This is a genomic window from Pigmentiphaga sp. CHJ604, from assembly GCF_036972535.1.
Classification (GTDB): domain Bacteria; phylum Pseudomonadota; class Gammaproteobacteria; order Burkholderiales; family Burkholderiaceae_B; genus Pigmentiphaga; species Pigmentiphaga daeguensis.
Map to the genome: position 1 here is coordinate 5340429 of NZ_CP136998.1, position 14301 is coordinate 5354729.

The following is a 14301-nucleotide window of genomic DNA, read 5'->3' on the forward strand; positions in this document are numbered from 1 at the left end:
GTACAATAATTACGCAAATTGATCCCCTTCCCGGGATCCGGCAACAGGAGACATGCCATGGCCGCACCCTCGACCCGGGCCGCAGGCTGCCCGATCCACCATGATGCCGCGCCCGCCGGCGTCGGCCCCACCGGCTGCCCCGTCAGCGCGCGCGCGGCCGAGTTCGACCCCTTCGAGGACGGCTACCAGCAGGATCCGCCCGAGTACGTACGCTGGGCGCGCGAGCAGGAACCCATTTTCTACAGTCCCCGGCTGGGCTACTGGGTGGTCACGCGCTACGAGGCCATCAAGGCCATCTTCCGCGACAACATCACCTTCAGCCCCTCGATCGCGCTGGAGAAGATCACCCCCACCGGCCCCGAGGCCAACGCGGTGCTCGAACAGTACGGCTATGCGATGAACCGCACGCTGGTCAACGAGGACGAACCGGCGCACATGCCGCGCCGGCGCATCCTGATGGAGCCCTTCACGCCCGAGCACCTGAAGCACCACGAGCCCATGGTGCGGCGGCTGGCGCGCGAGTACGTGGACCGTTTCATCGACGACGGCCGCGCCGACCTGGTCGACCAGATGCTGTGGGAAGTGCCGCTGACCGTGGCGCTGCATTTCCTGGGCGTGCCCGAGGAAGACATGGACACGCTGCGGCGGTATTCCATCGCGCACACGGTCAACACCTGGGGCCGGCCCAGGCCCGAGGAGCAGGTGGCGGTGGCCCACGCCGTCGGCAACTTCTGGCAATACGCCGGCAAGGTGCTGGAAAAGATGCGCCAGGCGCCGGACCAGCCCGGCTGGATGCGCTACGGCATCCGCAAGCAGAAAGAGCACCCCGACGTGGTGACCGACTCCTATCTGCATTCGATGATGATGGCCGGCATCGTCGCCGCCCACGAAACCACCGCCAACGCCACGGCCAACGCGATCAAGCTGCTGCTGCAGCACCCCGACGCCTGGCGCGAGATCTGCGAGGATCCCGGCCTGATCCCCAGCGCGGTCGAGGAATGCCTGCGCCACAATGGCTCGGTCGCGGCCTGGCGCCGCCTGGTCACCCGCGACACGCGCATCGAGGGCATGGACGTCCCGGCCGGCTCGAAGCTGCTGATCGTGACCTCGTCGGCCAACCACGACGAGCGCCACTTCGCCGACGCCGACTTCTTCGACATCCGCCGCGAGAACGCCAGCGACCACCTGACCTTCGGCTACGGCTCGCATCAGTGCATGGGCAAGAACCTCGCGCGCATGGAGATGCAGATATTCCTGCAGGAACTCACGCGCCGGCTGCCCCACATGCGGCTGGCCGACCAGCGCTTCACCTATGTGCCCAACACCTCGTTCCGGGGGCCGGAGCACCTGTGGGTGGAGTGGGATCCGGCACAGAACCCCGAGCGGCGGAATGCCGCGCTGCTGCGGGTCCAGGCGCCGGTGCGCATAGGCGAGCCCTCGCGCCACGCGATCGCGCGCAGCGTGGTGGTGGAAAGCGCCACGCCCGTGGCCGACGGTGTCCTCAAGCTGCGCCTGGTCTCGCCCGACGGCCGCGCGCTGCCGCGCTGGACGCCCGGTTCGCACATCGACGTCGAATGCGGCGAACCCGGACGCTCGCGCCAGTACTCGCTGTGCGGAGACCCCGCCGACGCGGCGGCGCTGGAGATCGCCGTGCTGCACGAACCCGGGGGACGCGGCGGATCGTCCTGGATACACGGCAATGTGCGCGTGGGCGACAAGCTGCGCATACGCGGCCCGCGCAACCACTTCCGCATGGACGAGACGGCCCGCAAGCTGGTCCTGGTCGCCGGCGGCATCGGCATCACGCCCATCGCCGCCATGGCCCGGCGCGCCCGCGAACTGGGCATGGACTACGAACTGCACTACAGCGGCCGCAGTCGCGCCGGCATGGCCTTCCTGGACGAACTGGCCGCCCTGCATGGCGAGCGCCTGCACGTGTACGTCTCGGAAGAAGGCCGGCGCAACGACCTGGCCGCGCTGTTGGGCCAGCCCCGGGAAGGCTGGAAGATCTGCGCCTGCGGCCCCAAGCGCATGCTCCAAGCCCTGGAAGCGCACTGCGCGGCCTGGCCCGACGACGCGCTGCGCATCGAGCATTTCGAGTCCAACCTCGCCCAGCTCGACCCGGCCAGGGAGCACGCCTTCGAGGTCGAGCTGAAGGACTCGGGCATCACCGTGACGGTCCCGGTCGACCGCACCGTGCTGGCTTCGCTGCGCGCGGCCAACATCGACGTGCCCAGCGACTGCGAGGAAGGCCTGTGCGGATCGTGCGAGGTGCGCGTGCTGGCCGGCCAGGTCGACCATCGCGACATGGTGCTGACCAAGGCCGAACGCGACGCGAACGACAGGATGATGACCTGCTGTTCGCGGGCGCGTGGCGGCAAGCTGGTGCTGGAGCTGTAGCGCGCCTGGGGGAGCCGGATGCGGTACCATCGGCGCAACCCAGTCCCGCTCCACTGCGCACCGTGTTCCACGTCGTCCTCGTCCACCCGGAAATCCCTCCCAACACCGGCAACGCCATCCGCCTGGCCGCCAATACCGGCGTGCAGCTGCACCTGGTGCGCCCGCTGGGCTTCGAGCTCGAGGACGCCAAGCTGCGGCGCGCGGGGCTGGACTATCACGAATGGGCCCAGGTCCAGGTGCACGACGACTTCGCCGCCGCCATCGCCGCCACCGGCGCGGCGGCGGACCGCGTGTTCGCCTTCACGACGCGCGGCTCCCGGCTGTTCGGCACGGTCCGTTTCCAGCCCGGCGACGCCTTCGTGTTCGGCAGCGAGACGGCGGGACTGCCCGCCGCCATTCGCGACGGCTTTCCGGAGGCCCAGCGGCTGCGCCTGCCGATGCGACCGGGCCAACGCAGCCTGAACCTGTCCAACTCCGTCGCGGTGGCGGTGTTCGAGGCCTGGCGGCAGTCGGGCTACGAAGGCGGCCTGTAAGATACGGATACGAAAAGGAGGAACGCGATGCCCATTCTGACCACCCACGTCGGCAGTCTTCCCCGCGGCGACGAACTGGCGCAATTGCTGCTTGCGCGCGACCATGGCCAGGAAGTCGATCTCGACCAGTTCGAGCGGACCGTGCAAGCGGCCATCGACGGCGCGGTGCAGAAACAGGTCCAGGCCGGCGTCGACATCATGAGCGACGGCGAACTCGGCAAGGTCGGTTATGCCACCTACATCACCGAACGGCTGGAAGGCTTCGGCGGCCACATCGACCGGCAGCCCGCCAAGGACCTGGCCGACTTTCCCGAACTGCGCAAGAAACTTGCCGCCATCATGGGCTCCCAGGAGTTCGTGCGCGCCGCCTGCGTCGGTCCGGTGAAGCTGCGCACCATGGAGCCCTGCCACGCCGACATCCGCCGCTTCAAGTCCGCCGTCGAGCGCCACGGCCAGGGCCGCCGGGCCTTCATGAACGCGGCCTCGCCGGGGCTGGTGACCGCGTTCCAGCCCAACAAGCACTATCCGACGCACGAGGCCTACCTGGCGGACCTGGTCGAGGCCATGCGCCCCGAATACGAGGCCATCGTGGCGGCGGGCTTCGACCTGCAACTGGACTGCCCGGACCTGGCCATGGCCGCCCACACCGGCTACCAGAACCTGAGCGAGGCCGAGTTCATCAAGCGGGCATGGCAGAACGTCGAGGCCCTGAACGCCGCCACTAGCAACATCCCGCCCGAGAAGCTGCGCATGCACATCTGCTGGGGCAACTACGAAGGCCCCCACCACTGCGACATCGCGCTGGAAAAGGTCATCGACCTGATCCTGGCGGCCCGGCCGGCCACCATCCTGTTCGAAGCCGCCAACCCGCGCCATGAACACGAATGGGAAATCTGGCGCGCGGCCCGGCCCGAGAACAAGATCCTGGCCCCCGGGCTGATCGACAGCTGCTCGAACTACGTCGAGCATCCGGAACTGATCCGCCAGCGGCTGGAGCGCTACGTCTCGTTCATGGGCGAAGACCGGGTGGTGGCCAGTACCGATTGCGGCTTCGGCACCTTCGCGAACTACGGCAAGATCGATCCGGCCGTGACCTGGATGAAGCTGTCGGCGCTGCGCGACGGCGCCGACCGGGCCAGCGCCGCCCGATAGGCGGACACGGAAGGAGCGGCCCGGGCAGGCGGGCCGCCTACCACTGCACCGACACGTACTTGGTCTCCATGTATTCCTGCATACCCTCCCAGCTGCCCTCCCGGCCCAGCCCGCTCTGCTTGACCCCGCCGAACGGCGCCGCCGGATCCGACACCAGCCCCCGGTTCAGCGCCACCATGCCGAACTCCAGCCGCTCCGCCAGCTTCAAGCCCTTGGCCAGGTCGCGCGTGTAGAGGTACGCGGCCAGGCCGTATTCCGTGCCGTTGGCCAGTTCCACCATCTCGTCCTCGGACGCCACGCGCACGATGGGCGCGACGGGGCCGAAGATCTCCTCGCTCAGCACGCGGCTGTCGGCGGGAACGTCGCCCAGGACGGTGGGCGGATAGAAGTAGCCCGGACCGGGCAGCCTTTCCCCACCGCACAATACTTTTGCTCCACGCGACACGGCGTCCTGGACCAATTCCTCCACCTTGTCGCGGGTCGCGGCGTCGATCAGGCTGCCAACCTGGTTGGCCTCGTCCAGGCCATGGCCGATCTTCTGTTCGCGCATGCGCTGCGCGAAGGCCCGGACGAAGGCGTCGTAGACCCCCGCTCCGACATAGAAGCGGTTGGCCGCCGTGCAGGCCTCGCCCATGTTGCGCATCTTGGCGATCATCGCACCGTCGACCGCGGCCTCCACATCGGCGTCGTCCAGCACCAGGAAAGGGGCGTTGCCGCCCAGTTCCATCGGCGTCTTCAGGACCTGGTCGGCGGCTGCCTTCAGCAGGATGCGTCCCACCTCGGTCGAACCGGTGAAGGACACCAGCCGCACGCGCGGGTCGTGCAGCCAGAGGTCCACCAACGGGCCCGAGCGCGACGTCGGCACGATGTTGACCACGCCGTCCGGCACGCCCGCCTCGGCCAGGATGCCGGCCAGCGCCAGCATGCTGAGCGGCGTCAGCGAGGCCGGCTTGACCAGCACCGTGCAGCCGGCCGCCAGCGCGGGAGCGATCTTGCGCGCCCCCATGGCCGAGGGAAAGTTCCATGGCGTGACCAGCGCGACGACGCCTATGGGCTGATGCTGGACCAGGATCCGGTAACCGCCGGCCGGCGCCTGGCTGACCGATCCCAGGTTGCGGCAGGCCTCTTCCGAATACCAGCGGAAGAACTCGGCGGCATAGCGGATCTCGGCCCGGCTGTCGGCCAGCGGCTTGCCGTTCTCCAGCGTGATGATGCGCGCCAGTTCCTCCAGCCGTTCCAGCATCAGCAGGTGGACCTTGCGCAGCACTTCGGCCCGGGTGCGCGGCGGTGTGTCGCGCCACGCGGGCAAGGCCGCCGCGGCGGCGTCGACGGCCGCGCGCGCGTCGTCCAGGCCGGCGTCGGCCACCTGGGCGACCGACTCGCCCGTGGCCGGGTCCGACACCGTGAACGAACGTGGCTGGGAAGGCCGCGCCCAGTTGCCGTCTATGTAGAGACCGGTGGGCAGATTGGCGATGGATAGCATAGGGATCTCGCGCATGGCGTCAGGCGGCGGTATCCATGGGATGACGGCCGACGAAGAAATCGCCGTTGGGCGAGTCGGTGGGCGTCAGGCCCGATTTGACCAGCGCCTGCCGCAGGCTGTTCATCGTGTTCTCGTTGATGCGCATGGTCGGCTGGCGCACCGGGCCGCCGTTGAAGCCATTGAGCCAACCCTCGAACTTCCACAGCATGCGGTTCAGGAACTGGGTCTGCGAGGAATACGAATTGGCCGCGGCCCGCGCCTTGCGCGCCGGCGTCAGCTGCCAGTAGAGCTTCGTGGCCTCGTCGTATTTCTTCTCCTGGATCAGGTTGAAGATGCGCGGGATCATGCCGCCGTAGTACTCGGTGTCGCTGGTGCCGATGAACTGGATGGGCACGAGCTGGGCCAGCGCCAGTGCGTACTGTTCGAGCGGCATGGTCACGACCACGTCCTTGCTGAACAGGCGATAGGCCTCGACCCAGCCCATGATGCTGGGCATGCCGCCCTCGGCCTTCAGCGCGGCGATGTTCGGGCAGTCGTCCAGCAGGCGCCGGATCAGCGGCGCCTCGAGGTCGGACGGGTGGACGCGCTCGAAGCCCCAGTGGGGCACCTGGAACAGCATCACGCCCAGGTCCGTCGCGTCGCAGAAGGCCTTGGTGTAGTCGTAGATGTCCTGCGAGGTGCGGGCGTAGAAGTTGGCCGGATAGGACAGCAGGATCAGCTCGGCGCCGTTGCGCTCGGCAATCTTCGCCGCCTCGATGTTCTCTTCCAGCGTGTTGAAGCTGGCATGGTGGATGAGTTTGAGCCGGCCGCGCGATTCGTCGTTCGCCCACGCGAAGAACTGCTCGTACTCGGGCAGCGTGATGGCCACTTCCGAGACCATCAGCGTGCCGGAGAAGCCCAGCTCGATCTCATGGCGGATGTCGTGGCGGATGCCCTGCTCGTTCAGGCCCTTGAGGTCGGCGGTGAACGAAGGGATCACGACGTTGGCGACGCCGCGCAGGTGTTCGTGTGCCCAGTCGCGGGCTTCGTGTCGTTGGTAGGAGGCCATGTTCCAGTTCCTGTGCGAAGAAATCTATTGTTTGTAGGTGAAGGCGATGGGCAGCTCGACGGCCAGCCCCGCGCGGGTGGCCAGGTCGAAGACGAGCTCGGCCGCGACGATGTCCTGCAAGGCCGAGCCCACCGACTTGAACATCGGCAGCCGGGCGCCGGCCGCGATCTCGCCGCGCACCAGCTGGTTGAGCGAGCGCAGCCTGGGGGCGAAATCGATGCCGCGGGCCCGCGCCTCCAGCATGTCCCCGGACTCGGCACTGACCTCGTCGGGCATGTCGCAGACGATGAGGTCGCAGCGCTCGACCACCGAGGCGTCGATCTCGCGCTGCTGCGGCAGCGTGGAGCCGACCGATACCAGCACCATGCCGTCGCGCAGCGCGTCGGCATGCAGGATGGGCGTCTCGTCGCGCGACCGCGCGGCCGCGATGCCGATGTCGGCGCCTTCCATTGCCGCCGCCGCGGTAGCCGCCGGCCGGCACGGCACGCCCAGCGCCGCTTCGAAATCACGCGCGAACTGCTCGCGGTTGGCCGGCGTGGGACTGTAGATCCGCAAGCCCTCGACCTGCCGCAGCGAGGCGATGGCCTGGACGTGGGCGCGCGCCTCGGCGCCGCTGCCCAGCACGCCCAGCCGCACCGGCCGCCGGGGCGCCAGGCAGTCGACCGCCAGCGCCGAGGTGGCCGCGGTGCGATAGGCGGTGATTTTGTTGGCGTCGAGCAGCGCGCGGATCTCGCCCGTGTCCTGGTCCGCCAGCGAAATCAGGTAGTTCATGCCGCGGTTGCGGCCGCGGCCGAACACCTTGGCGCCCATGAAGCGCTTGCCGGGCGGCACGCTGGCCAGGGCGCGCAGCGACGCGCCGTCGCCCCGGGCGAAGGTGCGGGGCGGACTGATGTGCTCGTCGTGGCGCTGGGCATAGGCCTCGCGCAGCGCGGCCACCAACGCGTCCCAGGTCAGCACCCGCTCGACCGCGTCGGTGCCGATGAAGACCGGCGCCGTGCCGCTCATTTGGCCACCTCCCGCGTCTCGGTCGCGGCGATGCGGTGCGTGATGGCCGCGATCGATTTCACGTAGGAGGCCCAGAACGCCGCGAACTGGGTTCCGGCGGAATACTTGACCTCGCCGCCCGCGCTGGACACGATCTTCTTGAACTCGGGATCGCCGGCCGCGGCCTCCACCGCCTGCCGGATCCTGCGCTCCACCGTCTGCGGCGTGCCGGAGGGAATGAAGATGGCCGTGCCCGCGACCGAGTCGAAGTCCACGCCGCCATCCTTCATCCGGGGCAGGCCGGCCGGATCGGTCCATGGTTCGTCGCCGGCGGTGGCCAGGTACTTCAGCCGCCCGGCCTTGACCTGGGTCAGCGACAGCGAGCGCGACAGCAGCGCGAAATCGACCTCGCCGGCCACCAGCGCGGTCACCAGCGGGCCTCCCCCCTGGTAGGGAATGTGCCGGACCTTGATGTGCGCCGTGTCCGCGAATGCGGCGGTGCGCACGTGCACCTCGCCGAAGAAGCCGGTCGACCCGTAGGTCAGGGCGTCGGGCCTGGCCTTGGCCGCCGCGATCAAGTCAGGAAAGGTCTTGTAGGGGCTGGCCTCGGGCACCACCATGGCCACCGGCTCGGCGCTCAGCATCGCGATGGGCGTGAGCTGCTCCAGCGTGAACGGCGGCTTCTGCTTGTTGACCACCGCCTGCTCGGGCAGGCTGGCCACGCTCAGCAGCGAACACAGGATCGTATAGCCGTCGGCCGGCGCATTGGCGACCTGGCTCACGCCTATGGCGCCGCCCGCCCCCGGGCGATTGACGACCACCACGGTCTGCTTGAGCGCGCGCTGAAGCGCGGGCTGCAGCGCGCGAGCCATGTTGTCCGCCGTGCCGCCCGGGGGAAAGGGAACGATCAGGTTGACCGGCCGGTCGGGATACTCCGCCCGCGCGCCGGGCGCGGCGACCAGCGACAGGGCGGCGAATGCCGCGGCCCACAGCGTGGTTTTCATGATGGTCTGTCTCCATGTGAAAGTGGTCTGGCGGCGCTCTGGCGGCGCCTTGCAGGCGGCCCGGCTGCCGGGCCCGCCATCCTGGCTGGATGGCCGGATCTGCCTTTCATCCGACCAATTGGTTTTATTTGGTTTTCAATGGTATTGATTTGTCGAACTATAAAGCCATTCTTCCCGCGACATTCCTGGTGTTTTCACCTAGATTCAATACCGTTCAGCGCCTTACAATGAAACCAATTTGAACCAATATAGGACCAGACATGCTCCCGTCCCCCAGCCTCCAGGTCCGCGCCGATCCTGTCCAGGCGCTGCGCGCGGAATTGCTAGACGGCCTGCGTACGGGAAAATGGGCGCCCGGCAGCCGCCTGCCGACCGAGCGCAGCCTGTGCGCGGATTTCGGCGTCAGCCGGTCCGCCTTGCGCCGGGTGCTGCAAGAGCTGCGGGACCAGGGCCTGATCGTGCAGAAGGTGGGAAGCGGAACCTATGTCTCGGACACGCCGTCCGGCGCCGCACCGGGCATCGTGGCGGCTGCGGGCAAGCTGCTGGCGATTCCGTCGGCCAGCCCGGCCGAGATCATGGAAGCACGGCTGTTGCTGGAACCCATGATCGTCGAGCTCATCGTCAGCAACGCCACCCTGGCCGACTTCGAACGGCTCGAGTCCTGCTGCGCGCGGTCCGAGGCCGCCGACACGCTGGAGGAGTTCGAGCATTGGGACAACGCGCTGCACGAGCAGCTGGCACTGGCCACCCACAACGCGCTGTTCGTCGGCATGTTCAGGCTGCTGGCGGAGGTGCGGAACAGCGGGGAATGGGGCTTCCTGAAAAAGAAGATCGTGACGCCCGAACGGCGCAGGGAATACGAGGCGGAACACCGCCGCATCGTGCAAGCCTTGAAGCATCGCGATGCGGACACCGCGCGGCGGGAAATCTTCGAACACATCGTGCACGCGCGGACCAATCTGCTGGGCCGGATCTGACTTCCCCGGCCCGGGCGGCAAGCCAGGACCGGGGGGCGTTCAGGCACGCGCCGGGCGCCGTACCGACCTGAGCGTCCCGCTCGTGCCGCCGCCGCAGAAGAAGCGGTCGGCGCCATCGGACTCCAGGCCCGACACGCCAGTGCCCGGCGGCATCTCCAGCTTCGCCAGGACTTCACCGCTGCGCGCATCGATGCGCCTCAGGTCGCTGGCGTCGCCTTCCCAGGTGCCGTGCCAAAGCTCGCCGTCGACCCAGGTCACACCGGTGACGAAGCGCTCGGACGCGATGGAGCGGAGGATCTTCCCGGTCTCGGGATCGATCTGGTGGATCTTGCGCGCGCGGTAGTGGCCCACCCACAAGGATCCTTCCGCCCATGCCAGCCCCGAGTCCTCGCCGCCGGCCGGCGACGGGATGGTGGCCAGCACCCGCCCCGTTTCCGGCTCGATCCTGCGGATGTGGCCGTCGGCGATCTGGTAGAGGTGCCGGCCGTCGAACGCGGTGCCGGCATTCGCCGGGATCTCGATGGAGCGCTGGACCTCGCCGCTGGTCGGGTCCATGGCGCTGAGCCGGTCGCCGGTGGCGAACCAGACGTTCTTGCCGTCGTAGGTCACGCCGTGCACGCCTTCGGCACCGGGAAAAGGGCCGTACTCGCGGAGAATGTGGGCTGTCGATGTCTTCATGGCTTTTGCTCGCTGGTAGGGTCAAGGAACGGGATGTCCATGGAGGCATCCTAGCCCTCCGGCAACGCGGCCGGGAGTAACAAGGTTGTCGCGAACCCGGGCACCGGCGGCATCAGCCAGCGGCGAGCCCGCCCCCGGCCGGTGGCCTGCACCCTGCCCGCTCCGGCCAGTTCGTCCAGGGCCCGCTGCACGGTACGCTGGCTGGCGCCCAGCGCCAGCGACAGCGCCGAACTCGACCACGATTCGCCGTCCGCCAGCAGGGCCAGCACCGCCGCGTGGGGCCCCTCCACGGGCCGGGCCAGCACGGCGACATCGCGCGCCCGGCGTGGCGCCAGCGCGAAGCCGCGCCGCGTCGCACCGACGTCCGCCAGTCCCGCCAGCGCCTTGCGCAGGCGGCCTATCTCCACACGCAGTCGCGCACGATGCGTCTCGTCGGGATGCCGCGTGCGGAAGGCGCGCTCGATCAGCGTCTCGCGGGCCACGTCGGCGGGCCACGCGTCGCCCAGCATGCGCGCGAGCGTGAACAAGACCGGGCGCCGCGCCAGCGGCACCACCAGCCTCCCCTCGCGCACCGCATGGCGGCAGGCATCGACCACGAGCGCATCCGAGGCCAACATCGCTTCCACCTCCGCCAGCGCGACTAGGCGCTCCTGCCCTTGCCATCTCAGCCGGGCCGCGGGCATGTCCAGGACGGCGGCGGCCTGCCTGACTTCGGCTTGCAGGGCGGGAATACCGGCGCGGTTCGCGGCCTGTTCCGCCCGTGCCAGCGCCGCCCGGGCGTCGGCGGTGCGCAGGCGCCGCATTGCAATCCCCGCCGCCAGCAGTTCATGGATGGCCGCCGCGGCAACCGTCAGCGGACCGGCATCGACCCCGGCCAGCAGCCGTTCAGCCTCCGCCAGGCGGCCGATCAACAGGCAACGCCGGATTTCCAGGTGGCGCACGTGCGCGACATTGGTCAGATCGCCATGCGCCTCGAGCGTGGCGCGCGCGGCCGCCAGCGCCTTGTCCGGCCAGGCCAGCTCACGCGACGCAAGCGCGATCTCGGCCTCGGCCACGACGCAGCGCGCGCGGGCCAGGGCCTGCCCGGGTCCGAACGCGCCAGCCGCCCGCCGCACCAGCATCCTGGCGCGGACGAATTCGCCAAGCTGGGCCATCGCGATGCCGCGCAGCGCCAGTGCCGGCGGATCGTCGCGCAGCGCCACGCGGTTCAAGGCCCCGAAGGGATCACCGGCGGCCAGCGCCCGGGCGGCCTCGGCTATCAGCGCATCCATCCGAATCCCGCCACATTTGTCACTCCCGCCGTCCGGCGGCCCGATCCTAATCTAGCACACGCCTCCCGCATGCCGATCGCGCCGATCGGGTCCGACCCGCGGGAAATCCAAGGAGAAACGATGATGCGACATACGACAGGCACACGGGAAGAATGGCTGGCCGCGCGGCTCGATCTGCTGGAGGCCGAGAAGGCCTTGACGCGCCAATCGGACGCACTGGCCCGGCAGCGGCAGGCGCTGCCCTGGGTGGCGATCGGCAAGAACTACCGCTTCGACACGGAGCAAGGCAGCGCATCGCTGGCCGACCTCTTCCAGGGACGATCGCAACTGCTCGTCTATCACTTCATGTTCGGTCCCGACTATCAGGCGGGATGCCCGTCCTGCTCGTCGATCGCCGACAGCTTCGACGGCTTCGCCGTCCACCTGGCCAACCACGACGTCACGCTGATGGCGGTCTCGCGCGCGCCGCTGGCCAGGCTGCTGGCGTACAGGCAGCGCATGGGCTGGCGCTTTCCCTGGGCCTCGTCCCAGGACGCCGACTTCAACTTCGACTTCAGCGTCTCGCACACCGAGGCCCAACAGTTCGAACAAGGCATCGCCTACAACTACCGGCGCGAACCCGCCTGCGGCTGCCACCCGGCCCCGGCTGACACCGGCCAGCGCGTCGATGGCCGCCTGGCCGCGATGTGCGGCACCGACACGAACACCTACCTGCGCGAACGCCCAGGCATGAGCGCCTTCGCGATCCAGGACGGCACCGTCTACCACACCTATTCCACCTACGCGCGCGGGCTGGACGGACTCTGGGGCATGTACCAGTGGCTGGACCGCGCGCCGCTGGGGCGCAACGAGCAGGGAGTCTGGTGGCGCCGGCGCGATGAATACGGCAGGCGCTGAGATGCGGGCGGCGTGGCGGCATGCCGGCAGGCGCTTCGTGGGCGGCACGGCGCTGGCGCTGGCCGCGACCGGCGCGTTCATGCTGGCACGAGCGGTGCATCTGGCCTGAAGCGCCAGATGGAAAATAGCCCCCGCGCTTGCCGCTGTGCGGCGGCGCTGTCCCCCAGGGGACGTTCTCATCTTGGAAAAAAGGCGCTCCGGAGAGCGCCTTGGCTTGAAGAGGACGGGCCCCGTTCAATCGAGCGTCAGGTTCAAGCGCTTGATCACCGCGCCCAGCGTCTGCTGTTCCTTCTTGATCAGCGCGGTCAGTTCGGCCGGGGTGGACGGCGCGGCGGTGAAGTACTGGGCGGTCAGCTGCTTCTGCACTTCCTCGCTCTTGATGATCTGCACCAGCTCCTTGTTCAGCCGGTCGATGATGGGCTGCGGCGTACCCGCGGGCATCAGGATGGCCTGCCAGGAGATGACCTCGAAATCGGGCACGCCCTGCTCCCCCATGGTCGGCAGGTCGGGCAGCGCCGGGCTGCGCTTGGTGCTGGTCACGGCCAGGGCCTTGAGCTTGCCGTCGCGCACCTGCGGCATGGCGATGGCGGGCACCATGAAGCCGGCCTGCACCTGGCCACCCAGCATGGCGGTCACGACCTGCGGGAAGCCGGCGTACGGCACGTGCAGGATGTCCAGGTTTTCCTTGCCCTTGAGCAATTCCATCGCCAGGTGGGCGGAGCTGCCCGCGCCGACGGTGCCGTAGTTAAGCTTGCCGGGCTCCTTCTTCACCAGCGAGGTGAAGGCGCCGACCGAGTCGACGTTCAGCGAAGGCGGCACGACCAGCACGTTGGGGCTGGTGGCGACCAGCGTGACGGGCGCGAGGTCCTTCAGCGGGTCGTAGTTGAGTTTGGTGTAGAGCGCGGGGGCGGTGGCCAGCGGTCCGTTGATGGTGAACAGCATGGTGTAGCCGTCCGGCGCGGCATGGGCCACCGTGCCGGTACCGATGTTGCCGCCGGCGCCGGGCTTGTTGTCGATCACGATCGCCTGCCCGAGCTGCTTGGCCAGCGGCTGCGAGATCACGCGCGCGATGATGTCGGGCGACGAGCCGGCGGGGAACGGCACGACCAGCTTGATGGGCCGGCTGGGCCAGTCGTGCTGGGCGAAGGCGGGGGTGGCGGCCATGAGGCCGGCGGCCACGGCCGCGCCGAGCAGGCGGCGGCGCAGGGCCGGCGCGGAGGAGGCGGAAGAATGCATGGATATCTCCGTTATTGGATGTTGGACTGGCGGGCGGGACTGCTTCACACCGCGTCGCTGTTCTTGACCCATCGGTCCACATGTACCGGCTGCGCGCTGGCCAGGCGGTCCAGCAGGCGGTCGATATCGGTGTCGACGATCAGCGCCTCGAGATGCACGGCGCGCACGAACCCCTGTTCATGGGCATGGCGCGCGAAGGCAAGCAAGGCATCGTAATAGCCGTTGGCGTTGAGCAACCCCACCGGCTTGGAGTGGTAGCCGATCTGTTGCCAGGTCAGCACCTCGAAAAGTTCGTCCAGCGTGCCAAAACCGCCGGGCAGCGCGACGAAGGCATCCGAGAGCTCGACCATGCGGGCCTTGCGGGCGTGCATGGTGGGCACGACGTACATGTCGGTCAGGCCCTTGTGCCCGACTTCCTTTTCCCACAGCCGCTCGGGGATGACCCCGGTCACCTGCCCGCCCGCCTCGAGCGCGGCATTGGCCACGTGCCCCATCAACCCGACACTGCCGCCGCCGTACACCAGCCGCATTCCCCGCCCCGCCACCGCGCGCCCGAAGTCGCGCGCCACCTCGGCGAAGAAAGGATCGTTCCCGGCACTGGCGCCGCAATACACACAAACCGCATCCATCTGAAATTC

13 protein-coding genes are annotated in these 14301 nt (G+C 68.8%); 5 read left to right on the forward strand and 8 right to left on the reverse strand.

Features of this window, described 5'->3' with window-relative positions; all coding sequences use genetic code 11:
• Positions 1 to 57 precede the first annotated feature (57 nt).
• The 3 genes from R4823_RS25645 to R4823_RS25655 all read left to right on the forward strand — a co-directional run bounded on the left by R4823_RS25645 (position 58) and on the right by R4823_RS25655 (position 4085).
• The gene (locus R4823_RS25645) at positions 58 to 2400 is read left to right on the forward strand and encodes a cytochrome P450/oxidoreductase (RefSeq protein WP_338616575.1); all 2343 of its coding nucleotides are present in this window, start codon (positions 58 to 60) and stop codon (positions 2398 to 2400) included.
• A gap of 62 nt (positions 2401 to 2462) precedes the next feature.
• Positions 2463 to 2933 carry a tRNA (cytidine(34)-2'-O)-methyltransferase gene (locus tag R4823_RS25650; RefSeq protein WP_338616577.1) on the forward strand — a complete coding sequence of 157 codons (471 nt, stop codon included), beginning with the start codon at positions 2463 to 2465 and terminating at the stop codon, positions 2931 to 2933.
• Positions 2934 to 2960: 27 nt separating this feature from the next.
• Entirely contained in the window at positions 2961 to 4085 is a 1125-nt protein-coding gene (locus tag R4823_RS25655; RefSeq protein WP_132979590.1) for a cobalamin-independent methionine synthase II family protein, read from the forward strand.
• A 37-nt stretch (positions 4086 to 4122) separates the two neighbouring features.
• Here R4823_RS25655 and R4823_RS25660 read toward each other — a convergent pair whose 3' ends face one another.
• Genes R4823_RS25660 through R4823_RS25675 form a run of 4 tightly spaced genes read right to left on the reverse strand, consistent with a single transcriptional unit; the run spans position 4123 to position 8604 of the window.
• On the reverse strand, positions 4123 to 5568 hold the full coding sequence (locus R4823_RS25660) for an NAD-dependent succinate-semialdehyde dehydrogenase (protein ID WP_087838646.1): 1446 nt from the start codon (positions 5566 to 5568) through the stop codon (positions 4123 to 4125).
• Positions 5569 to 5587: 19 nt separating this feature from the next.
• On the reverse strand, positions 5588 to 6616 hold the full coding sequence (locus R4823_RS25665) for a dihydrodipicolinate synthase family protein (protein WP_087838647.1): 1029 nt from the start codon (positions 6614 to 6616) through the stop codon (positions 5588 to 5590).
• Between the two features lie 24 nt (positions 6617 to 6640).
• Entirely contained in the window at positions 6641 to 7621 is a 981-nt protein-coding gene (locus R4823_RS25670; protein WP_087838648.1) for an ornithine cyclodeaminase family protein, read from the reverse strand.
• The gene (locus R4823_RS25675; RefSeq protein ID WP_087838649.1) at positions 7618 to 8604 is read right to left on the reverse strand and encodes a tripartite tricarboxylate transporter substrate binding protein; all 987 of its coding nucleotides are present in this window, start codon (positions 8602 to 8604) and stop codon (positions 7618 to 7620) included. Before R4823_RS25675 ends, R4823_RS25670 begins: the two co-directional genes overlap by 4 nt.
• Before the next feature lie 260 nt (positions 8605 to 8864).
• Here R4823_RS25675 and R4823_RS25680 point away from each other — a divergent pair, with 260 nt between their 5' ends.
• The gene (locus tag R4823_RS25680; protein WP_087838650.1) at positions 8865 to 9581 is read left to right on the forward strand and encodes an FCD domain-containing protein; all 717 of its coding nucleotides are present in this window, start codon (positions 8865 to 8867) and stop codon (positions 9579 to 9581) included.
• A gap of 39 nt (positions 9582 to 9620) precedes the next feature.
• On the opposite strand, the gene R4823_RS25685 is transcribed toward R4823_RS25680, so the two are convergent.
• Positions 9621 to 10259 (reverse strand): PQQ-binding-like beta-propeller repeat protein, encoded by a 639-nt coding sequence (locus tag R4823_RS25685; protein ID WP_338616581.1) that lies wholly within the window; start codon positions 10257 to 10259, stop codon positions 9621 to 9623.
• A gap of 50 nt (positions 10260 to 10309) precedes the next feature.
• Positions 10310 to 11530: a helix-turn-helix domain-containing protein gene (locus R4823_RS25690; protein WP_087838651.1), complete on the reverse strand. Its 1221-nt coding sequence runs from the start codon at positions 11528 to 11530 to the stop codon at positions 10310 to 10312.
• A 120-nt stretch (positions 11531 to 11650) separates the two neighbouring features.
• Between R4823_RS25690 and R4823_RS25695 the strand changes: the two genes are divergently transcribed.
• Complete coding sequence (locus R4823_RS25695) at positions 11651 to 12427, forward strand: DUF899 domain-containing protein (RefSeq protein ID WP_087838652.1); 777 nt, start codon at positions 11651 to 11653, stop codon at positions 12425 to 12427.
• Between the two features lie 234 nt (positions 12428 to 12661).
• Here the strand turns inward: R4823_RS25695 and R4823_RS25700 are convergent, their stop codons facing one another.
• Positions 12662 to 13591 carry a tripartite tricarboxylate transporter substrate binding protein gene (locus tag R4823_RS25700; protein WP_132979665.1) on the reverse strand — a complete coding sequence of 310 codons (930 nt, stop codon included), beginning with the start codon at positions 13589 to 13591 and terminating at the stop codon, positions 12662 to 12664.
• Positions 13592 to 13707: 116 nt separating this feature from the next.
• Entirely contained in the window at positions 13708 to 14292 is a 585-nt protein-coding gene (locus R4823_RS25705) for a TIGR00730 family Rossman fold protein (RefSeq protein WP_132979586.1), read from the reverse strand.
• Positions 14293 to 14301: the final 9 nt, after the last annotated feature.